Here is a 21,388-nt window from a genome sequence, read left to right on the forward strand (position 1 = left end):
CCCGTTACCGCCCCCGTGGCCGCAGCCGCCCCCGCGCCTGTGGCGGTGCCCGGCGTGCAGGCCGCGCCCGTAGCGGCGGGCGGCCTGCTCAATCCCTTCGTGCAGCAGGTCGCGGCGCGCCTGGGAGAGCCCGCGCAGTTCATCCCCGAGCTCCAGACGTACCTCTTCGTCACGAAGCGCTTCTCCGCCGCGCTCGCGAACATCCACCAGTACTTCCTCATCTACGAGAACAACGGTGTGGGCTACAACGAGATGCGCGATTACAGCGCCGCGTGCACGGACTGGGCGCTCCATAACTACGCCGGCGTGCCGCGCGGCCTGCAGAAGGGCGTCGCCATCTACCCCGTGATGCTGCAGCACCCCATGAACCCCGGTGCCATCCAGTTCGTCAAGGAGAAGCCGAAGGCCAAGTTCGCGGCGTTCACCCTGCCCGTGGTCGTCGACCCGGTCGACCGCCAGGTGCAGTTCATGGACACCACGCCCGTTTGGGGCTTCGCCATGTGGGGCGGCGTCAAGAAGGCGGCGTCCGAGGTGCTTTCCTAGCGTCGCGCACGCTGCTGCCGAGCGGTACACCTGCGCGACCGGCAGCAGCCCGAAACGCACCCAACAACATCACAGGCAACGAGGCGTCCCGAAGCGGATGCAGGGAGCTACACGCATGAACATCCTCGTCCTTCCACCCTTCACCGAAGCGCAGTGCCGCGTGCTCGAGGCGGGCGCGCCCGGCTCCGTGTTCACCTACACCTCCCCGGCCGAGGCCACCGACGAGCAGGTCTCCTCGGCCGACGTCATCGTGGGAAACCTCCCGCCCGAGCGGCTCGCGATCGCGCGCAGGGTGCGCCTCCTGCAGCTCAACTCCGCCGGCTACGACGCGTACGCCGCGCCGGGCACCGTGCCGGAGGGCTGCGTGCTCGCGAGCGCCGTCGGCGCGTACGGCCAGGCAGTCGCGGAGCACCTATACGCCATGGTGCTCATGCTCATGAAGCATCTCGACGGGTATCGCGACGACCAGCGCGACCACGCATGGGGCGACCGCGGCGCGGTGACCACGATGGCGGGCGCGCGGGTGCTCGTGCTCGGCGCAGGCGACATCGGGCAGCACTTCGCCCGGCTCGCGCAGGCGCACGGGGCGCGCGTGGCGGGCGTGCGGCGCCATACGGGCGCGGTGCCCGAGGGCTTCGAGCGCATCCACACCATGGATGAGCTGCCCGAGCTGCTGCCCCAAGCGGATGTGATCGCCTCGTTCCTACCGAGCACGCCTGCCACGCGCGGCATCGTGGATAGCGCCTTCCTCGCCCGGTGCAAGCGCGGCGCGTACTTCGCGAACGGCGGCCGGGGCGACCTCGTGGTGCAGGCCGACCTCGCCGAAGCGCTCGGGCGCGGCCAACTCGCTGGCGCGGCGCTCGACGTGACCGTGCCCGAGCCGCTCCCCGCCGACGACCCGCTCTGGGATGCGCCGAACCTGCTCATCACGCCGCACGCCGCCGGCGGGTTTCATCTATACACGGTGCTCGACAACATCGCGCGCATCGCCGCCGAGAACCTCCGTCGTCTCAGCGCGGGCGAGCCTATCATCAACGCTGTGTAGGCACCTGGCGAATGCGCACGGCGGTGCCTGAGGCGACGGTCATGATCATGCCCTCGAACGTCTCGTAGCCCAACGACGCGCCGACGATCGCATTCGCCCCGAGCGCCTCGGCGCGCTGGCCCATCTCCGCGATGCACTCGTTGCGCGCCTGCTGCATCTCGTCCTCGTATCCCGCCGAACGTCCACCGAACATGTTGCGCAGGCCGGCACCGATGTCGCGGAACATGTTGATGCCTGCGACGACCTCGCCCGCAACGATGCCCAGGTACTCCTCGATCTCGTATCCCTCGATGGAATTCGTCGTGGTGATGATCATGACATGTCACCTTTCTCGCATGTCTTGCGCGCGCTCCGGCCCGCGCGCCGCCGCACAGCTCCGCCCCGCACCATCGCCGGTTAGTCGAACCTGCTGATGAATCCCTCGACGGCGGCGAGGCAGGCGTCCGGATGCGTGAGGTTCGCCAGGTGCGGCGCGCCCTGGATGAGCGTCCATTCGCACCCGGGAATGCGGTCGACGAGCTCCTTGATGGTGTAGGGCGTGCCCTCGTCATCCGTACCGGACAGCGCCATGCAGGGCACGCGGATCTGCGATACCTCGTCGCGGATGTCCCAGTCCTTGAGCTTGCCCGTGCACACGAACTCGCTCGCACCCTGCATGACCATGTAGCACTCGCCCGTGCCCTCGTTGGAATCGATCATGATCTGCGGCAGGTCCTTGGCGTAGCAGCCGGTCACGTGGCGCTTGTAGTACTCGTCTGCCGCAGCCGCGGCCGCGGGCGCCTCGTAGTCGCCCGTGCGCTCTGCCTCCTCGAGCGCATCCTGCATCTCCTGCGGGAGGAACGTGATGAGGCGCCGCGCCTCCGAGAGCCACGTATCGATGGAGACCGGCGAGCTGTTGATCACGAACGAGTTCACGCCCGTGTCGTCGCGCAGCATGCAGAGCATCCCGAGCATGCCGCCCCACGAATTGCCGAAGAGGTGGATGTCGTCGAGGCCGAGCGCCTCGCGCACGGCGTAGAACTCGTTCACCCACAGATCGCAGGTGTAGAAGTCATCCTCCTGGTGCGGGATCGCGCTCTTGCCGCAGCCGATCTGGTCGTAGAACACCACCGTGCGTCCATAGCGATCCGCGATGTCGGCATACGTGAGCAGGCAGTTGTGACACGCCCCGGGGCCGCCGTGCAGCATGAGCAGCGGTTTCTTGCCCGGTTGCGGATCGTCTGGCGTGAACGTCTTGCAGTAGGTCTTGAATCCAGCGTAATCCACATACGTCTCGGTGACATGTGCCATGGCAGCTCCTTCCCCGTATGAACAAGTATGAGAAGCGTACCCGCAGGGTGCACGGAACAATCGGGCGAACGCGCTCGGGCGGTGAGCGGTACCGTGCGCACGGCGGGGTGCGCGGTGCCGCAGGTCTCCTGCGGGCGTGAAGCGAGCCCTGCCTACTCGTTCACCTTCGTATGCCCCTGCACGATGACGCCGATGATGGCCAGGATGACCGTTGCGAAGAGCATCGGGCGGGCGAACGCCTCGGAGAAGGGGCCGCCGATGTAGGTCGAGAGCGCGTCGAACGTCGCGAGCGCGTCGCCGGGAACGGCGCAGGCCATCAGCTGCGGGAACGCCAGCATGGCAGCGAGCACGTTCGAGGCGAGGAAGGTCGCGCCCGTGTACGCCGTGCCGATGCGCACGAAGAGGTCGCACCACCGCAACGCGGCAAGCCCCACGAGCACGCCCACCGCGAGCATGATGGCCCACAGGAACGCGACGGCCCCGGGCACGAGCATCCCCGCGAGGAACCCGAGCGCCGCGCCGGCCGCGAAGCCCACGAGGAACACGCCCGCCTTGTAGGCGAACTTGGAGAGCAGCGCGGCCACCAAGCCGAGCGCCGCCGCCACACCGATCGCGACCGAATCGCCGCCCGTCGCGGAGAGCGCGACGTTGAACACGCCGAGGAACACGATCACCCCGAGCATGAGGTAGAACAGGCGCTTTCCCATGAAGCAGGCGAGCGCGCCGGCCGCGATGTTCACCAGCAGGTACAGGATGACGAATTCCACGGCAACGCCCTTCCATCTCAAGCAGCCGAGGCCCTCGGCGCGAATCGATCGGCCTATTGTCGCATGCACCCCGCGTCACGCGGCATGTTGTAGACAATCAACACGATGAAGGCCGGCGGCCGGTCGGCATCAGTCGCTGTTCACGACGCGACGCTCCTCCTCCACGGAGAGCGAGACCTCGTCGAGCTCGACGCCGGCATCCTTAAGCTCGCGGTTCAGTCGCTCGACGCTGGGCTCTCTGCCCGTGCCGGCGATCCTCACGTGCAGCGCCCCGTCCTCAAGGTCGAAGCCCGAGATGCGCCAATCCGTCCCGTCGATCCATTCCGTCACGACGCCCTGCACGGTGCGCAGCTGATCGGCCTCGTGCACCACCGAGAAGCTCGTGGCGGCGAGCGACAGGGTCACGATCACGGCGCCGAGTGCGACCGCCCCATACCACAGGTTCCGCGCCTTGCCCTCGATGACGGAGAACGCGCGCGTGCCCACGCCCGCCGCGAGGTACACCGCGGCGCCCGTGACCTGGATGGCGATGTAGTTCGTGATGAACAGCAGGAAGGCGCCCAGGGCGGAGGCCGTCGACCCCTCGTAGAGCGCGGCGCCCACCACGCAGAGGGGCGGGACGATGGACGCCGAGATGGCGATGCCCGGCACCGCGTCGGGGATGTCGCTGCGGATGGAGGCGAGCGCCGCCACGAAACCGGAGGCGAGCACGATGATCAGGTCGACCAGTCGAGGCGACGTGCGGGCGAGCACCTGGGAGTTCGTGCTCATGTCCACATCGACGGGGATGATCGCCGTGACGCCTATGGCCACGATCACCGCCATGGCCATGCCGAGCACCGTGAGCACGAAGGTGCTGAACGCCTGACGCGGGCGCCCCACGGCGACGGCGAGCGCCGTCCCCAGCATGGGCGACATGAGCGGCGCCACGAGCATCGCGCCGATGATCGTCGTCGCCGAGTCCGCCGCGACGCCGGCGGTGGCGATGACCGCGGAGATGATGAGGCGCAGGAAGAAGGACGAGTACTGGCGCAACGGGTTGTCGACGCGCACGAACGAGGAGCGCTCGGCCTGCTCGAGCACCTTGGGGTCAAGGTCGCCGCCCAACAGCACCTGTCGTATCCGGTTCATATGCCACCACCATCACAGCGATACAACCAGTTCATCTGGATGGTATCAGAACGCATCGGCGCGCATCACGCGTCGGCTTCGCCATCCGTCCCATCGAGCTCGGCCTGCTTCTCGCGCGCCTCCTCGAACGCCGCCTTCATGGTGGGGTTCTTGTACGTGAGCTTGCGGATGGTGAGCCCTTGCGCCTTGTCGTTCGCCAGGCGCAGGTTGCGGTCGCTCGAGAGCAGCGCGTCCTTGATCTTCTGCAGCTGGCCGATCGTCTTGTCGATGCCCTCGATCGCCTCGTTGAACTTGCGGTTCGCACGCTCGAAGTTCGTGGAGAAGCCCGACTGGAACTCCTCGAGCTTCTTCTCGAAGTTCGTGACGTCGACGTTCTGCTGGCGCAGCTCGGCAAGCTCCCGCTTGTAGCCGATCGCCTTCTGCGCCGCGTTGCGCAAAAGCGTGATGAACGGGATGAAGAACTGCGGGCGGATGACGTACATCTTGGGATAGCGGTAGCTCACGTCCACGATGCCCTCGTTATAGAGGTCGCTCTCCGGCTCGAGCAGGCTCACGAGCACCGCGTACTCGCAGCCCTTCTTCCGGCGGTCCGCGTCGAGCTTCGCGAAGAAGTCCTCGTTCTTGTGCTTCGAGGCCGTCGCGTCGTTCTCGTTCTTCATCTCGAACATGATGGAGATGAACTCGGTGCCGTCGTCGGCGTAGTCGCGGAAGATGAAGTCGCCCTTCGTGGCGCGCGCGTCGTCCTCCGTGGCGACCGCCTTGTTGTCCTTCTCGAAGTACGCGTTCGGGAACATGCCCATGCGCACCTTGTTGAACTCGGCCTCGCAGTGCTGCTCGAGCGACTCGCCCACCATCTTGGTGGAGAGGCGCACCTTCATGTCGCGCAGGCGCTCGATCTCCTCGTCACGCAGGCGCACGATCTCGTCGCGCGTCTTGTGCTCCTGCTCGAGCTCGAGGGCGTGCGCCGCCTCGAGCTGCCGGCGCTCGCTCTCGCGCAGCGCCCGCTCGCTGGCGAGCGCGGACCGCGCCTCGTCGCGCTCGCGTTCCACCGCGGCCACGGCACGGGTCGTGGCGAGCTCCGCGTCCTTCTTCTGGCCTTCGAGCTGGGCGCGCAGGTCGTCCGCGGTGCGCTGGAGCTTCGCCTGCTGCTCGGCCGCGTCGGCGCGCGCCTGGGAGAGCTCCTCCTGCAAGCGCTGCTCGGCGAGCGCCCCCGCCCGATCGAGCGCCATCTGCTGCTGGTTCGCCGCCGCCTCGAGCTGCGCTTTGAGCTGCGCTATCTCGGCGTCGCGCGCGGAGATGCCCTCCTGCAGCTCCGCGCGGGCACTCGCCTCCTGGAGCTTGGCCGCCGCCTGCCCCTCCTCGAGCTGGTGCCGGAGCGCGTCGCAGGTGCGCTGCAGCTCCGCGACCTGCTGCTGCGCCGCCTCGCGCGCCTCCGCGGCCGCCTTATCGCTCGCGAGCTCCTGCTCGTGCCGCGCGGCGTCGAGCTGGGCGCGCAGGTCCGCGAGCTGCGTCTCGCGCTCGGAGACCTGCTGGTCGAGCTCGCGCTTCGCCTGCTGCTTGGCGAGCTCCACCGCCTGCTCGCGCTCGTGCGCCATGAGCTCCTCGCGCTCGGCGAGCTGCCGCTTGAACTCCTCGTCGCGCACCTGCCGCACGATGTCGGCATAGCCGCGCTCATCAACCTGGAACACCGTCCCGCACTTGGGGCATTTGATCTCGTTCATCGCAACGCCTCCTTTTGCCTCGACAGGTAGCCTACCGCGCCGCCCGGACAAAAGCGAGATGATAAAAACCAGCCTGTCTGCTTTTTATCATCTAGGCGAGGTAGGCGCGGAGCGCGTCGAGCGTCGCGGCGCCGTCGCGGCGGCCGACCTCGTACACCCGATCGAGCTCGGCGGGGTCCTTGATGGTGATGGGCACCTTCACCGACTCGCTCGGGCGGATCACGAACACCGCGCCCGCGCGCTCGAGCTCCGCGAGCTCATCGAGCTGGGCGTTGTAGCGCTCGTGCCGGTTGGCGAGCAGCTCCACGAGCGCCGGGTAGCGCCGCAGCAGCACGCGAAGCACGGGCATGAGCTCGTTCGGCTCCTTGCGGTACCCCGCCGGCTGGGTGCACACCACCACGCAGCGCTCGTACCCCTGGTCGAGCATCCAGCGGAAGGGGATCGAATCCGCCATGCCGCCGTCGAGGAGCTTCCGCCCCTCGAGCTCGACCGGGCGCGACAGCCCGGGGATCGCGGAGGAGGCGCGCATCCATTCGACATCGACCGTATCGCCCGCGTTCAGGCCATGGTAGACGGCCTCGCCGGTCTCGACGTCCGTCGCGACGCCCGTGAAGCGCATGGGGTTCGCCGCGTACGTGGGCGTATCGAACACGTCGAACTCCCAAGGCAGCCGCCCGAAGGCGAAGTCCCGGCTGAAGAAGTTCCCCGTGGTGATGAGGCTCTTGAGCCCCATGTAGCGCGGGTCGCGGCAGAAGCGCTTGTTGTACCTGAGCGCGCGGCCGACCTGGCGGGACTTGTAGTTGCAGCCGAACGTCGCGCCCGCCGAGACGCCGATCACGTGCGTGGCGGAGATGCCCTGCTCGAGCCAGGTGTCGTAGACGCCCTCGGTATACAGGCCGCGGAAGCCGCCGCCCTCGAATACCACACCCGTCGTGTGTGCCGGCGCACAAAACGGTGGGCGCTCCGCCGCAGGGACGACATCCGAAACCATGTACTCTCCGCCGCTCCGTCCGCGGCGCGCATCACGTACCATCTCTCGCCTCGATTCTTAGGTGAACACCGAGTATAGCGCGAGCCGGGCCGGCCATGGCCGCGCTCCTATCCGCTCCGGGAATCCGAGCCCCTCCCACGCGCCGCGTAACAAGTGGGTTTCGAGCGCGCAGCGATGCCCCGCTCCATGCAAGACGGCGGCATAATGATGCATCACGCACCATCGGCCGGCGCGACCGCAGCTCGCACGGAGCCCCGCCGCACCGACCGGAGAAGAGAAGATAGGAACACCGACATGTCCATGAAATTCAAGCGCCTGCTGCCCATCCCCAAGGAGATCCGCCAGGAGATGCCCCTCTCGGCCGAGACCGCCGCGAAGAAACCGGCGTTCGACGAGCAGGTCGCGGCCATCCTGCGCGGCGAGGACGACCGGCGCCTCGTGATCGTGGGCCCGTGTTCCGCCGACCGCGAGGACTCCGTGCTCGAGTACGTCACGCGCCTCGCCGCGCTCGCCGACCGCGTGCGCGACCGCCTCTTCATCATCCCGCGCGTCTACACCAACAAGCCGCGCACGAAGGGCACCGGCTACAAGGGGCTCCTGCACAACCCCGACCCCGAGGGCCCCTCCGACCTCCTGGGCGGCGTGAAGGCCATCCGCCGCATGCACCTGCGCGTGGCCGAGGAGACCGGCATGTTCACCGCCGACGAGATGCTCTACCCCACCAACTACCAGTACCTCATCGACGTGCTGGGCTACATCGCCGTGGGCGCGCGCTCCGTCGAGAACCAGGAGCACCGCCTCGTGGCGAGCGGCGTCCCCATGCCCGTGGGCATGAAGAACCCCACCGGCGGCTCCACGAGCGTCATGCTCAACTCGATCTACGCGGCGCAGCAGCCCCAGACCTTCCTGTTCCGCAACTGGGAGGTCGAGACCACGGGCAACCCGCTCGCGCACGCGGTGCTGCGCGGCTACATCGGCGATGACGGGCTCAACTACCCCAACTACCACTACGAGTACCTCGAGCGCCTGGCCGAGAAGTACACCGAGGCCGATTTCGCCAACCCCGCGGTGATCGTGGACTGCAACCACGACAACTCCGGCAAGCGCCCGCTCGAGCAGATCCGCATCAGCCACGAGGTCGCCGATTCCATGCGCCGCTCCGACCAGATCCGCAGGCTCGTGCGCGGCTTCATGGTGGAGAGCTACCTCGAGGACGGCAACCAGCCCATCGACGGCGGTGTGTACGGCAAGTCCATCACCGACCCGTGCCTGGGCTGGGAGAAGACCGAGCGCCTCATCCTCGACCTCGCCGAGCGCCTGTAGCGCGGTGGCCGCGCGGCGCTTGGTGCACGTCGCCGCGCGGCGCGAGGCGCCCCATCATATCGACCCGAGATAGCGCGAAGCCCCCGGAACCCTAGGGAACCGGGGGCTTCGCGCGCTATAGGCTTTGACGCCGCTTCGGCGCGACCGGCGCGCGGCGATTCGCTAGCGGTCGAGCGCCTCGCGGCGGGCGCGGCCCGCGAACAGCACGGCGACGAGCACGAGCACGGCATACGCGGCGTTCACCCACACGGGGCCGGAACCGCCCATGACCGAGAGCGCAACCTCGCCCGCGTTCACGATCACCAGCACCGTGCCGAGCACGATGAACGACATGAGGTGCGCCGGGTTGTTCGCCCCCCGCGCGCCGAGGAAGCCCGCGACGAGCTCGAACGCGCCGGCGACGGCCATGACCACGCTCGCCACCTGGATGGGAACGACTCCCTCGTTCGCCGCGGAGCCGATCTCGGGGGCACCCAGGAACGAGGCGATACCCAGGGCGACCGCAGCGATGCCGAGCACCATGAGCACCAGGCAGAGAACCTTCACGATCTTGCAGTTGGTTGACATAGAACCCCTTTCGCCAGGCGGACGGCGTCCACCTTGCAACGCATGAAACGTCTTATGATTATCGGCCAACGGGCGCGTCCGTCAACACGATAAACCATCCGATGACGCCATCGCGCGCGAGCTACGGGCACGCATCCGTCCCGCGCACGTGAATAACGGGTATATACCACTCGATTCTAGCTCTGAGACAAGGGACACACCATGAGCGAACCCACCAAGCACCCGCTACCCGACCTCGACCTACCCGGAAACGACCTCGACCCCAACGTGCCCACGACGCAGGAGCAGCGCAAGCTCCCGCTCATCGTCAAGGTGTACGGTCTGCTCTGCACCCTGAGCGGCCTCATCACCGTCGGGCTGACCGCCCTGCTCATCACCCTTATCGCGCTCGTCATCGCGTCCGGCAGCAGCGAGGTCTCGGTCGGCAGCCGAGACATCACGCTCGCCGTCATCACCATGGTGCTCTCGGGCGTCGTCGCCGTCGTGAACGGTGCCTGCCTCGTCTTCTTCGGCATCTCGCTGATCCGGAACCGCCGGCGCAACGCGGGCCGCTGGTCGCATGTGCTCATCGCGCTCACCGTGGCACAGATCATCCTCGACGTCATGCTCCAGGGCATCGGGCCGCACCTCATCCAGCCGGCCATCCAGCTCGTGATCCTCGTCGCGCTCTCCGTCACGGTCGACCCAGCCCTGCGCCAGGAGCGCCAGCTGCAGCGCGACCTCCGCGACCTGGCCGACCGCGAGGCAGCCAAGGAGGGCATGCTCGGGCGCGACCCCGAGGGCAAGGGCTTCATCGAGCTCAACTTCTTCAACCTATTCTGGGTCTTCGTGGTGTGCAGCGTGCTCGGCCTCATCATCGAGACCGTCTACCACATGGTCGTCGTCGACCCGGGCGTCTACCAGGACCGCGCGGGCCTGCTCTTCGGCCCCTTCTCGCCCATCTACGGCTTCGGCGCGCTGCTCATGACCGTCGCGCTCAACCGCTTCTACCGCGCCAACCCCATCATCATCTTCCTGGTGAGCGCCGTCATCGGCGGCCTCTTCGAGGCGGCCACCGCGTGGTTCATGCAGGTGGGCTTCGGCGCCACGGCGTGGAACTACAGCGGCTCCACCATCTTCGGCCTCTTCCCCGACCCCATCGCCGTCATCACGGGCGGGCGCACCTCGACGCTCTTCATGTGCATGTGGGGCACGCTCGGCTTCGTGTGGATCAAGTTCTGCCTGCCGCGGCTCCTCAAGCTCATCAACCTCATCCCCTGGAAGCTGCGCTACTCGCTCACCACGGTTTGCTTCATCCTCATGCTCGTGAACGGCGTCATGACGCTCCAGGCGCTCGACTGCTGGTTCGAGCGGCTCTCGGGCGTCCCGGACACCACCCCCGTCCAGACGTTCTACGCCAAGAACTTCGATAACGCCTACATGCAGCACCGCTTCCAGACCATGGAGATCACGCCCGAGCACTCCGGCCGTGTGAAGACCTCCTCGTAAGCGGCGCGATGCCCGGGCGCGGGGCGGTGCCTTTGAGCCCCGCGCGCCGGGCGCTGCCGCACCGGGTATGCGAACGCCCCGTCGACCGAGGTCGGCGGGGCGTTTTCGTAGGGCGAGGTGCGGCAGAACGCGCCGGGCGCGCTACCCCACGAGCTCGAAGAACGCGGCGCTCGCGCCGGGCATGCGCAGGCGGCCGTCCGCAAGCTGGCACCCCTCGCCCGCGCCGAGCGCGTAGAGTACGCGCGCCGCCTCGTAAGGGCACGGAATCTCGACCGGGCGCGCCGCAGGGTTCAGCGCCACGAGCACGCGCTGACCGCCCGGCACGACCTCGCCGGACGCGTCGCGCTCGCTCCGCACGTACACGAGCGGGTATGCGCCCTGCTCGCAGTACGAGAACTCGATGGCTCCCTTCGCGCCGAGCGCCGGGTTCGCGCGGCGCACCGCGATGAGCCGCTGCACCTCATGCCAGAGCGACTGCTCGTCGGACATCTCCGCCTCGACGGTCGGAGCATCGGGCGCATCATCCTGCCTGATGTAGAGCTCGCTCGCCGGCGCGTTCGAGAACCCGAGGTTCCCGCCGGCGCCCCACTGCATGGGCGAGCGCGCGCCCGTGCGGATGTAGCCGCCCTCCACCGACGTCACGTCCAGGTGGCGCATGCCGATCTCGTCGCCGTAGTACACGAAGGGGCAACCCGGCATGGACATGATGAACGCGAAGGCGAGCTTCATCTCCTCCGGGTCGAGGAAGCGCCGCAAGCGCTCCATGTCGTGGTTGCCCGAGGGGATGCACATGAGGCCGCGACCGTCGGTGAGATCGAGGTTGCGTTGGTAGGTGGCCACGAACGCGCTTGCGTCGCCCGCCCCCTCGCGCGCGAACCACGGGTGCTCGCAGCGGAAGAGGTCGAGGTAGTGCGAGGTGCCGAACTGCAGCAGGAAGTCCATGTGAAAGCCCGCGCGGATGGTCTTGTCCGGCTCGCCCCATTCCGAGATGAGCACGGCGTCCGGGTAGGCGTCGTCGAGGAACGCGCGGATGTCCTGCCAGACCTTGATGGTGCCCTCCTGGCCGGGGTCGTTCTTCACGAGCGAGCCGGCCATGTCGCAGCGGAAGCCGTCGCAACCGCGCTCGAGCCAGAACGCCATGACGTCCTTCATGGCCTGGCGCGTGGCGAGCGCCTCGGGCGCGTCCATGGCGCTTTGCCAGGGCTCAGTGACTTCCGCGAAGCCGTAATTGAGCGCGGGCTGGAAGGCGTAGAAGTTCACCGCGACCGCGCCGTCGCGCTCAGAGACGCCGCGCAGCACGCCGTTCACCCCGGGGACATCCCCCACCGGCGTCCACACGCTGTCCGTCCACACGTAGCGGCCGGAGAGCTCGTTCGGCGCCGCCTTGGCCGATTCCCGAAACCACGGGTGCTCGATGGAGGTGTGCCCGGGCACGAGGTCGAGCAGGACGTGCATGCCGCGCGCGTGCGCCTCGTCGAAGAGCCGCACGAGGTCGTCGTTCGTGCCGTAGCGCGGGGCCACCTGGCAGTAATCCGCCACGTCGTAGCCCGCGTCGCCGAAGGGCGAAACGAAGCAGGGGTTCAGCCAAAGGGCGTTGCAGCCCAGCTCGCGCACGTAGTCGAGGCGCGCGATGATGCCCGGCAGGTCGCCGATGCCATCGCTGTTCGTATCGAGGAAGCTCTGCGGGTAGATCTCGTAGAAGACGGCGTCATCCAACCAACTGCTCATAGCGGGCCCCTTCCCTGCGCGCATGGGTCGAAACACGCGCCCATGGTACTACAGCGGAAGCCTAGAGCTGCGGGATATCTCGGATGAAATCTGACGAGCCGCCGCAGGGCGCGAGCTCAGGGGTTGCACCTGCTGCAGGGCTCGTACCCTTGGTCGATGAGTGCGTCGCGCGCGCCCGTGTACTCCCGCTTGTTGTGCGCGCTCATGTCGTCCACCGAAGAGCAGTCGGGGCGGTGGAACTTCCCCGTGTTCACGTTCAGGACGTAGGTGGTCTCGTCCGCAGACGACGCCTCACCGTCCCCATCCGCGCTGGGCGCGCGCCGGCTCTCGCCCGTCTCGTAATCGATCTCGACGCCGGGCTGCACGTTGTAGCAGAACACGTTGAACGACACGCCCGCGCCGTCGTCCTCGACCGACTCGGCCTCGACGTGCACGCCGCGCGCGACGAGCTCGTCCCCCTCGAAGACGGGCGTCACGCGGTAGAGCACGTGATTGCCCGTTTCTTGGACGTAGTCCGCCACCTCGTTCTCGTAGGGAAGCATGCCCTCGACGTTCATGTAGCGCGTGCCCGTGATGAGGTTCCGCTCGTTGGCGTTCTCGCCGGAGAGCTGGTAGCCGATGAGGTGGCAGCGGTTGTAGAGGTAGCGCCCGTCCACGAGGTCGTCGTAGCGCACGGTGTGCCAGCCGCTCGGCTTGACCATACCGATCGACTCGCGGTCCTCCGTGGGCATGGTCTCCTCCCCCACGATGGCCGTCGCCTGGCCGCAGCGGCCGAGGTCGTCGAGTTCCGCATACGTTTCGGCGGGGGCATCGAGGTCCTCCTCGGTGAAGTCGGGCACGTTGCCGTCGACCTCGATCGATGCCGCGCCGTCGTATGCAGGCAGCTCCGAGGCGTCGAGGGTGCCGTCGGGCGCTGCCTGCACGCTCGATGCAGCCGGCGTGGCGGACAGGGCGCTGCCCGTTGCCGCGGAACCGCTCCCGCAGCCCGCGACGCCCGCCAGCGTAAGTGCAAGCGCGAGCGAGCACGCCAGCGCGCGCAGCCACGCAAGGCTCCGGCGCTTGCGCGACGCCTCGTCGTTCATCCTCGTCCCCTGGATGCCCTTCACCGGTCACCTAACCCTTTCGCTCGCGGCGCGCTGCCGCGGGCGCGCCGGGTGCTCCACCTCTGCGCCCGCGCGACCCGTCGCACAACCTAGAACGTGACGTTGCCGAACTCGGAGAGGCGCAGCCCCGGGTTGTGCTCGACCGCCCAATCGACGTTCCACGGGCTCGTGAACAGCAGGAGCTTTCCGCCGCGCATGTCCTCCACGCGCAGGGTGTCGCGCGTGAGGTTGAGCTCCGCCACGTCGATGGAGCCCGGCTCGTTCGCGATCCAGCGGATGTCCGTGTAGCCGAGGGGCTGGCGCCGCACGCCCACGTGGTACTCGCTCTTCAGGCGCTGCTCGAGCACGTCGAACTGCAGCACGCCCACTACGCCCACGATGACGCTCTCCATGCCGGCGCCGATCTCGCGGAAGATCTGGATAGCGCCCTCCTGCGCGAGCTCCTCCATGCCCTTCACGAACTGCTTACGCTTCATGGTGTCCACCTGGGAGACGCGCGCGAAGTGCTCGGGCGCGAAGGTGGGGATGCCCGCGAACTGCACGCGCGCGGAGGGGACGCAGAGCGTGTCGCCGATGGAGAACATGCCCGGATCGAAGAGCCCCACGATGTCGCCGGCGTACGCCTCATCCACCGTGGCGCGGTCGTCCGCCATCATGGCGGTGCCCGTCGCGAGCTTGATCTTCCGCCCGCCCTGCACGTGCAGCGCGTCCATGCCGCGCTCGAACTTGCCCGAGCAGATGCGCAGGAAGGCGATGCGGTCGCGGTGGTTCTTGTCCATGTTGGCCTGGATCTTGAACACGAAGCCCGAGAACGGGTGCTCCACCGGGTCGACCGGCTCGCCCGTGAGCGCGTCGGTGTGGGCGCTCGGCGCGGGCGCGAGGCGCAGGAAGTCCTTCAGGAACGGCTCCACGCCGAAGTTCGTGAGCGCCGAGCCGAAGAACACCGGCGAGAGCTTGCCCGTGCGCACGGCCTCGAGGTCGAACTCGTGGTCCGCGCCGTCGAGGAGCTCGATGTCATCCATGAGTGCATGGTGGTTCTCCTGGCCGATGAGCTCGTCCAGCTCGGGCGCGCCCAGCTCGGCCTCGATCTCGCCGACCTTCTTCGTGGCGTTCGCGTGGCCGTCGCCCTCGAAGGCGAGCACGTGGCGGCTCGCGCGGTCGAAGACGCCGCGGAAGTTGCGCCCGCAGCCGATCGGCCAGTTCATGGGGTAGGTGCCGATGCCGAGCACCGTCTCGATCTCGTCCATGAGCTCGAAGGGGTCGCGGATCTCGCGGTCGAGCTTGTTCACGAACGTGAAGATGGGGATGCCGCGCAGGGCGCAGACCTTGAAGAGCTTCTCGGTCTGCGCCTCGACGCCCTTGGCGCCGTCGATGACCATGACCGCCGCGTCCGCCGCCATGAGCGTGCGGTACGTGTCCTCGGAGAAGTCCTGGTGGCCCGGGGTGTCGAGGATGTTCACGCAGCAGCCGTCGTAGGTGAACTGCAGCACCGACGAGGTGACGGAGATGCCGCGCTGCTTCTCGATGTCCATCCAGTCCGAGACCGCGTGCTTGGCGCTCGACTTGCCCTTCACCGAGCCGGCGCTCTGGATGGTGCCGGTGTAGAGCAGCAGTTTCTCGGTGAGCGTGGTCTTGCCCGCGTCCGGGTGCGAGATGATGGCGAACGTGCGGCGCGAGGCCACTTCCTCCGCAAGGCTTGGCATGTATTTCCCTTCTGAGTCATTGGGGACGGGTTCATTTGACTCACGCACGAAGCGTGAGGCGCGGGGCGGGCCGGCCGGGCGGCGCCGCGTCGCGTTCGGAGCGCTTAGGCGATGTCCGAGGCGATGTCGATGTTCTCGCCCACGAGCCCGACGTGCGCGCCCGCTGCCGCCTGCTTGCTTTCTGCATGCGCGATGAGCCACTTGTCGGCAGCCCAGAGGAGCGGCGCGTCGCCCGCGACGGCGAGCTCGGGGTCGAGCTCCGGCAGGGGGCCGTTCGTGCCCGCCGGTAGCGCGATGAGCGTGCGGAAACCTTCGTCGCCCGCCTGGCAGGGCGCGAAATGCAGCGTATCTGCGAAAACCTCGATGAGCACGCCGGCCGGCACGCGGAAGGCGCGCACGAGCGAGGTGTCGAGCGTGGCATCCGCGCCCATGCCCTTCACCTGGCTTTGCTTTGCGAGCAGCAGGATGAAGTCGTTGGCGCCGAGGTTGAATTCGCTCGAACGGTGATACTCGAGGCAGTTGAGGTGCGTGTTGTGCCCGCAGCACCAGCCGAGCTGCGCCGGGCGTCCGCCGAAGAGCAAGCCCTTGAGCGCGGGCGCGATCGCGAGCTCCTCAAGCGCAGCGGCGCTCGCCTCGTACTTCGTGCCGTCTTCCGGGCAGGGGGCATGCTCGGCGAGCGTGTGGGCGACGGGCGCGGTAAACGCAGCCGGAACATCCGACCACACGCGGCCGTAGCTGCGGAACGACTCGTCGTAGATGGATTCGATACGCATGGGTTCTCCCCTCGTATGACACGGCGCTCGCGGGGCGCACGGCATCTGATAGTGGCTTTTCCCGCTCGATTATCGCATGATTCGACTTCACGCGATGCCGCCGCTTCGTTTTCGCATGATTGGGTGCAAAATCTAGTAACTTATTTCAGATATGCACGATTGGACGGCACTGTGGGATGCACGCGGGGTCGGCGTGACGCGTGTTTGCAGCCCGGCGGGACGATGGCCGCGGTGTTTCCGCAGGATTCCACTGATCACCGCTGTCCGGATGCCGACCTGCAACCTCCGAAAAACAATTTCGGCGGCCGCCAGTCGCGCATTTCTGAACTAACTTACTTAAAAAATGGTGGTGCAGTTCAGATATGCACGATTGGAGACGCCTCAAGATCACCCTGACGCACCGTTCCTCCCGCAAAAACGTCTCATTGAGCCAAATCGCGCCGCTTTTACGGGAATTTGTCGGCCTTTGCGCGCCGCGACCTCGCTCAGAAGCACCGTCGGCGAGCGGCAATCGCGCATATCTGAATTCCACCACCACATTTTGCGTCCAACTTCCCAAAAACGCGAAGCGACCGCCCCACAACGCCGCGCGCAAAGCGGGTATGAATGAGAAAACGCTTCCAAAGGAGGGCACCATGGCCGATCTTGAGAATGTTCGCGTGTTCACGCAGAGCGCCATTCGCATCCAAAGCGAAAGTGGCATCGCCATATACCTCGATCCGTTTCACCTTACCGGTGATGAGGCGGCGCACGACGCGGACATCGTGCTCATCACCCACGCGCACTACGACCACTGCTCACCGGACGACATCGCGCGTGTCGCCGGCAAGCACACCGTGCTTGTAGCTCCGAAGAGCATGGAGCCTGAGGTCTCGGGCATCGCAAATACGATCGAGGCAGCGGGTTTGCACTTTATGCAGGCTGGCGGGCATCTTGAACTGCGGGGCATCGCGATCGACGCGTTGGGTGCCTACAACGTGGAGCCTGAGCGCCTGGGGATGCATCCGCGGGCAAACGGCTGGTTGGGATATGTGCTCACCGTCAATAGCATGCGCTACTACGCAGCCGGCGACACCGACCAGAACCCGGATAACGAGCGCGTGGCGTGCGATGTGGCGTTCGTGCCCATCGGCGGAACGTACACATGCGACCCGCATCAGGCTGCCGCGTTTGTGAACACGCTTCACCCGCAGGCCGTGGTACCCATCCACTACGGCAGCATCGTCGGCTCGATGTCAGATTTCGATGCGTTCGCTGCCGAAGTTGATCCCGCTATCAGGGTTGTGCGGAAGCTGGAGCGGTAGACAAACGAACAAGTTGCTTCGTCGCGTTATCGCATGTAGTTCGAAAGGATACGGCATGGGAATCTTCGGATCGCGTGAGGAAAAGCTTGAAAACAAGGCGCAGCAGTATCGGAACGATGGCATATTCCAATACAACGACACCGTGCGCGCGAGCCTCGCGCCCAAGGACGGCAAGGTGCACGTTGTGATGCTGAACAGCTTCTCGAAGTTCCTGAACCAGACGTTCGAATGCGAGAACAAGTACACCGGGCAAATCGACGCGATCATTTCCGCCATGCAGGACGACGGCTACGAGATTCTGGACGTGAAGTTCAACTCAATCCAAGGTCAGGGACTCTCCGGCAGCATGGAGGGGTTCCATACGCTGGTGATGTATAGGTAAGGGGCTACGCGAGCCGTCCCGTTTTGTAGAGCCCTCTCAAATCCGAAGCGCATTCCGGATTTGAGAGGGCTTTGGAGTCTACCCCTTAGCCAAGCAGCCCCGCAACTGCGTCAAGCTGTGCGGCGATACCAGCACAATCCTGGTTCAAATCGAGCGTTCGTACGTGGTAGGCATGCCCCAGCTCAGACCAGCTTTCGCTTTCGAGCTCCGCACCCTCCGTTTTCGCATAGAGCAGCATGCCCGAGACCTCTCCGCCAAATGAAGCTGCCGCATGCATGACGTACGAAAAGATCTGGTTCACATTTCCGGGAGAGAGAATCTCCTTATCGAAATGGGTTCCCAGAATCGTTCCATAGCATTTCGCATCGATGATCAGGCGTTTGCCCCCGTTGGTTAGCGTCACGTCCGTAAGCATGCGCGGCAGAAAATCCGGCTCTGTATCGCCGATTCCACGGTCGATCTCGCGCGCCGCAGGATCCAACCAGTTCCAGTGTTTGCGAAAGTACTCGAGGATGAACTTTTCATACAGCCGATGCAGCGCTTCGCCATTCAGAACGTCAGCAAGCCGCGCGTTTCCCTCCTCGTCTCTGAGCAGCAGCTCATGGAGCACCAGATAGCACACGCTCATTAAAAACTGGTATGACCGGTTGTTGCGGTGGTATCTCATCGATCCCCAAGCGATACGCTGCGGGTCGAGCAAGCACACGTCTTGCATGAGCCCCAGCGAACGCTTGAGATCCCGCTTGCGGCTCGTATCCACCTCCGGCGCACGAAGCAGGTACAGCGCGGTGGTCCTCAACACCCGATTCTTATAGGTATCCTCGGTGCGCTCATCGAAAACGCAATGTAGTTCCCGGCGCTGGCGCATACGGAGCCGCATTGTTTCCGTCATGCCAATGCGCCCTCTCACACGCATAAGGTCTTCTTCGCGCAATTGGTACTCACGTTCAAACCCACGGCGGCGCTGGGCATCCAAGCCAGCCGCCAGAATAGCCGCAAGCAGGTCAAGCACGTTGCCGAACGACTCGACTTCAAGTCGCTTGAAATCGGCGATGTCTATCGCTCTGAAGGCATAGGCCATCATGTAGTAGATGTTCTTGACGACCACCGCATCCTCGGCGCGGCTCATGCGTTAAACACACCCTCGAGCTTATCGGTGAGCGTGCGAACTCTTTGCTGGTCATCGAACCAGTACTCGGCGATGAGCGGCTCGATCTCGAAGCGGGCGATGCCATGGACGTCCGCGTCCGTGATACTTTCAGACACGCAGAAGTAGCTATGCCCGATGCAGAATCCTTTTCCGAGCGCCGGGTCCTTTTCTATCTCCTTGTTAATCTCGCGCACCTTGTCGACCAACGCGCTGAGCTTCTTATTGTTAGTCTTTTGAAGCATCGCCTGGAAGCCGGGCGCATCGAGCGCGGGCTTCATGTCGAAGAACGCAAAACGTCGACGAAGGGCGTAGTCGATGAGCGCTAACCCGCGATCCGCCGTGTTCATCATGCCGATGATATACAGATTGTCCGGCACGGCGAGCCGGCGGCGATCGATGGGGAGCTCGATGGAGTCCCCACGATGGTCGGCCTCGATGGGCATGAGCAGCTCGCCAAACACTTTGGAGATGTTCGCGCGGTTGATCTCATCGATGATGAAAAAGTATTTACGTCCGCTGTCACGCGCTGCGCGCGAGCAAAAGTCCGCAAAGATGCCCGGTTGTACATCGAAGCCGCCCTCGCCGTTGGGACGGTACCCGATAACGAAGTCCTCGTAGGTATAGGACTGATGGAATTGCACTAAGCCGATGCGCGAGTCATCCTCCTCGCCCATCATGGCGTATGCGAGGCGTTTGGCGGCGAAGGTCTTGCCGGTGCCCGGTGCACCCTGCAAGATAAGGTTCTTCTTACGCTCAAGCAGGCCTTTCATAGAGGTGAGATCAGCTTCGGACACGAAGACATCATGGAGGAATTCGTCATCATCGTAGGAGCTCTTTGCCGAGGCTTGGACCGGAGACACGTCGTCCTCGTCAAACATCTCTTCTAGCCGTAGGTATTCATCCTCCGTCAACTTGAAGAAGCTGCCATTGGGATTCTTGCAAAACTCGCACTGCGAGAGAACGGGATCTGCCTTGATGTCGGAGAGCGCAATTGGGGCATCGAGATCCCTGATCTTTTTGAAGTACAAGCGCTCGCCGTCTTGAGGCCTTGAGACCTCGCATAAGGCAACGACCTTCTTTACCGGCGCAGCTTCATAGCCAACGACCACATCGCCCGCGCGGGCATCCAGGAAGTTCTTGTAGATGCGTCGGGGGTTGCCCTTTTCGTTGTAAATAGTGTAGCTCTGTTCCTCCCCTGCGGTGATCTCAGAGAACGACCAAATCTTTCTGTTGGCAGTGAGCCACCAGTATTGTTTTGGTGCGCTTGGGATGGAGGAATCCTCGTCAGTGTTTTGCTCCGCGTGAGACGACGCATTGCTCAAATCGCCGGATTTCAGTGCTTCCTCGGTCGCGGGTTTCCAATGGTAGGCATCGGCGGAAATCTCATAAAACGGTTTGCTCGTCGCAGCTCTTACGGCATCCGTGAGGGAGAGGTACTCCTCACCGGTGTGCAATCCGCCCGGCACCTTTATGCCATACTTAGTGGCGAGATAATCCCTACTGTTGTTGTCTAGCGACAGGAACTGATCTGGAAACATCCAAAATAAACCGATGGTGATATTCCATGTGACGCATTTTTGCGCGCGCACAACATCGAACGCTGCGACAAACGCAGAGCGGTGACTCTGGTTGGACTCAATGGCAAACTCCGCCGCGGATTTGAATAGAAGCCAGAGATTGTTAATATCGCTAGCCCCTCGTTCTCCCTTTCCGGCAAAGAACCACGACTTCTTGTTGTAGACCGTGGGAACACCTTCGAAATCCGAGGGGAGCGAAGCACCTATGCCCAGTTCCTCCATTACAAGGCGAATTGCTTTAATGCGATTGACTTTCGACAATCCACGATTGAAGGCGGCAAAGAACGTAAATGGGTCGATGCCGGACTCCTTGCCTGGCTCCCCATCTTTATACGAGAACTTTAACCCGTTCGCTTCCTCATTGAACACACGCAAGAAAATATCGATGAGCTCGGCTTCGCCCCGATTCAAGTTATTAATTGCTTTTGCGATTTCGGAATATGCCTGAATCCAGGTGAACTTTGCTTGGGACACGATGCTCCCCCTAAGAGCGAGATGACCGATGGCGACATTCTACCTTGAGAAAAGAACTGACTGGAATGGCGGCGATTCCTTTCGCGACTGAAGCATACCTCATCGGCGCGGGAATAGATTTTGAATTGTCCCTCGTTTCTTGGATTGGAAAACCCTGTGATGGAGGGCATTTCACATATGGGCGCAGGCTATCAGCGCGTCACAAAGTGTATGCATGGGACAATGGCTGCGCCAGACAAGGGAAAGAAGACGAGGTATGTGCGCGAGAATCGGCTCGCTCACGACGGAGAAAGCCCGGTGCACTTCGTGCGTGGCACGGATCGCCACG

At 64.9% G+C, this 21,388-nt stretch carries 19 protein-coding genes; 6 read left to right on the forward strand and 13 right to left on the reverse strand.

Annotation, left to right across the window (positions count from 1 at the left end):
* On the forward strand, window positions 1-543 hold a 543-nt coding region (locus BN423_RS10730), incomplete at its 5' end, for a hypothetical protein (RefSeq protein WP_019239033.1).
* 115 nt (window positions 544-658) lie between these two features.
* A complete protein-coding gene (locus BN423_RS04300) occupies window positions 659-1,588 on the forward strand; it encodes a D-2-hydroxyacid dehydrogenase (protein WP_019239034.1) in 930 nt (309 codons plus the stop codon).
* Here the strand turns inward: BN423_RS04300 and BN423_RS04305 are convergent.
* The 6 genes from BN423_RS04305 to BN423_RS04330 form a co-directional block, all read right to left on the reverse strand.
* A complete protein-coding gene (locus BN423_RS04305; RefSeq protein ID WP_019239035.1) occupies window positions 1,575-1,904 on the reverse strand; it encodes a YbjQ family protein in 330 nt (109 codons plus the stop codon). The genes BN423_RS04300 and BN423_RS04305 overlap by 14 nt on opposite strands.
* 80 nt (window positions 1,905-1,984) lie before the next feature.
* Window positions 1,985-2,878 carry a proline iminopeptidase-family hydrolase gene (locus tag BN423_RS04310; protein WP_019239036.1) on the reverse strand — a complete coding sequence of 298 codons (894 nt, stop codon included), beginning with the start codon at window positions 2,876-2,878 and terminating at the stop codon, window positions 1,985-1,987.
* A 152-nt stretch (window positions 2,879-3,030) separates the two neighbouring features.
* Entirely contained in the window at window positions 3,031-3,645 is a 615-nt protein-coding gene (locus BN423_RS04315) for a hypothetical protein (protein WP_019239037.1), read from the reverse strand.
* Window positions 3,646-3,774: 129 nt separating this feature from the next.
* A complete protein-coding gene (locus BN423_RS04320) occupies window positions 3,775-4,776 on the reverse strand; it encodes a DUF389 domain-containing protein (protein ID WP_019239038.1) in 1,002 nt (333 codons plus the stop codon).
* A 65-nt stretch (window positions 4,777-4,841) separates the two neighbouring features.
* A complete protein-coding gene (locus BN423_RS04325) occupies window positions 4,842-6,497 on the reverse strand; it encodes a DUF2130 domain-containing protein (protein WP_019239039.1) in 1,656 nt (551 codons plus the stop codon).
* 91 nt (window positions 6,498-6,588) lie between these two features.
* The gene (locus BN423_RS04330; protein ID WP_232385498.1) at window positions 6,589-7,488 is read right to left on the reverse strand and encodes a patatin-like phospholipase family protein; all 900 of its coding nucleotides are present in this window, start codon (window positions 7,486-7,488) and stop codon (window positions 6,589-6,591) included.
* 207 nt (window positions 7,489-7,695) lie between these two features.
* Here BN423_RS04330 and BN423_RS04335 point away from each other — a divergent pair, with 207 nt between their 5' ends.
* A complete protein-coding gene (locus tag BN423_RS04335; RefSeq protein ID WP_262359001.1) occupies window positions 7,696-8,811 on the forward strand; it encodes a 3-deoxy-7-phosphoheptulonate synthase in 1,116 nt (371 codons plus the stop codon).
* 162 nt (window positions 8,812-8,973) lie between these two features.
* Here BN423_RS04335 and BN423_RS04340 read toward each other — a convergent pair whose 3' ends face one another.
* Entirely contained in the window at window positions 8,974-9,378 is a 405-nt protein-coding gene (locus BN423_RS04340) for a hypothetical protein (protein WP_019239042.1), read from the reverse strand.
* 201 nt (window positions 9,379-9,579) lie between these two features.
* Here BN423_RS04340 and BN423_RS04345 point away from each other — a divergent pair, with 201 nt between their 5' ends.
* Window positions 9,580-10,866 carry a putative ABC transporter permease gene (locus tag BN423_RS04345; protein ID WP_019239043.1) on the forward strand — a complete coding sequence of 429 codons (1,287 nt, stop codon included), beginning with the start codon at window positions 9,580-9,582 and terminating at the stop codon, window positions 10,864-10,866.
* 141 nt (window positions 10,867-11,007) lie between these two features.
* Here the strand turns inward: BN423_RS04345 and BN423_RS04350 are convergent, their stop codons facing one another.
* The 4 genes from BN423_RS04350 to BN423_RS04365 all read right to left on the reverse strand — a co-directional run bounded on the left by BN423_RS04350 (window position 11,008) and on the right by BN423_RS04365 (window position 16,173).
* Window positions 11,008-12,594, reverse strand: a complete 1,587-nt coding sequence (locus tag BN423_RS04350; RefSeq protein ID WP_019239044.1) for an alpha-amylase family glycosyl hydrolase — start codon at window positions 12,592-12,594, stop codon at window positions 11,008-11,010.
* Between the two features lie 116 nt (window positions 12,595-12,710).
* Window positions 12,711-13,700 (reverse strand): DNA/RNA non-specific endonuclease, encoded by a 990-nt coding sequence (locus tag BN423_RS04355; protein ID WP_019247035.1) that lies wholly within the window; start codon window positions 13,698-13,700, stop codon window positions 12,711-12,713.
* Between the two features lie 86 nt (window positions 13,701-13,786).
* Window positions 13,787-15,400, reverse strand: a complete 1,614-nt coding sequence (locus BN423_RS04360; RefSeq protein ID WP_019239046.1) for a peptide chain release factor 3 — start codon at window positions 15,398-15,400, stop codon at window positions 13,787-13,789.
* Between the two features lie 104 nt (window positions 15,401-15,504).
* Entirely contained in the window at window positions 15,505-16,173 is a 669-nt protein-coding gene (locus tag BN423_RS04365; protein ID WP_019239047.1) for a DUF4867 family protein, read from the reverse strand.
* A 635-nt stretch (window positions 16,174-16,808) separates the two neighbouring features.
* Between BN423_RS04365 and BN423_RS04370 the strand changes: the two genes are divergently transcribed.
* Window positions 16,809-17,477, forward strand: a complete 669-nt coding sequence (locus tag BN423_RS04370) for an MBL fold metallo-hydrolase (RefSeq protein WP_019239048.1) — start codon at window positions 16,809-16,811, stop codon at window positions 17,475-17,477.
* Between the two features lie 55 nt (window positions 17,478-17,532).
* Complete coding sequence (locus tag BN423_RS04375) at window positions 17,533-17,859, forward strand: hypothetical protein (protein ID WP_019239049.1); 327 nt, start codon at window positions 17,533-17,535, stop codon at window positions 17,857-17,859.
* A gap of 85 nt (window positions 17,860-17,944) precedes the next feature.
* On the opposite strand, the gene BN423_RS04380 is transcribed toward BN423_RS04375, so the two are convergent.
* On the reverse strand, window positions 17,945-18,988 hold the full coding sequence (locus tag BN423_RS04380; protein WP_019239050.1) for a 5-methylcytosine restriction system specificity protein McrC: 1,044 nt from the start codon (window positions 18,986-18,988) through the stop codon (window positions 17,945-17,947).
* Window positions 18,985-21,060, reverse strand: coding sequence for an AAA family ATPase (locus BN423_RS04385; protein WP_019239051.1), 2,076 nt, complete (start codon window positions 21,058-21,060; stop codon window positions 18,985-18,987). Before BN423_RS04385 ends, BN423_RS04380 begins: the two co-directional genes overlap by 4 nt.
* Between the last annotated feature and the right edge of the window lie 328 nt (window positions 21,061-21,388).

The organism is Enorma timonensis, assembly GCF_000321165.1.
GTDB lineage: Bacteria > Actinomycetota > Coriobacteriia > Coriobacteriales > Coriobacteriaceae > Enorma.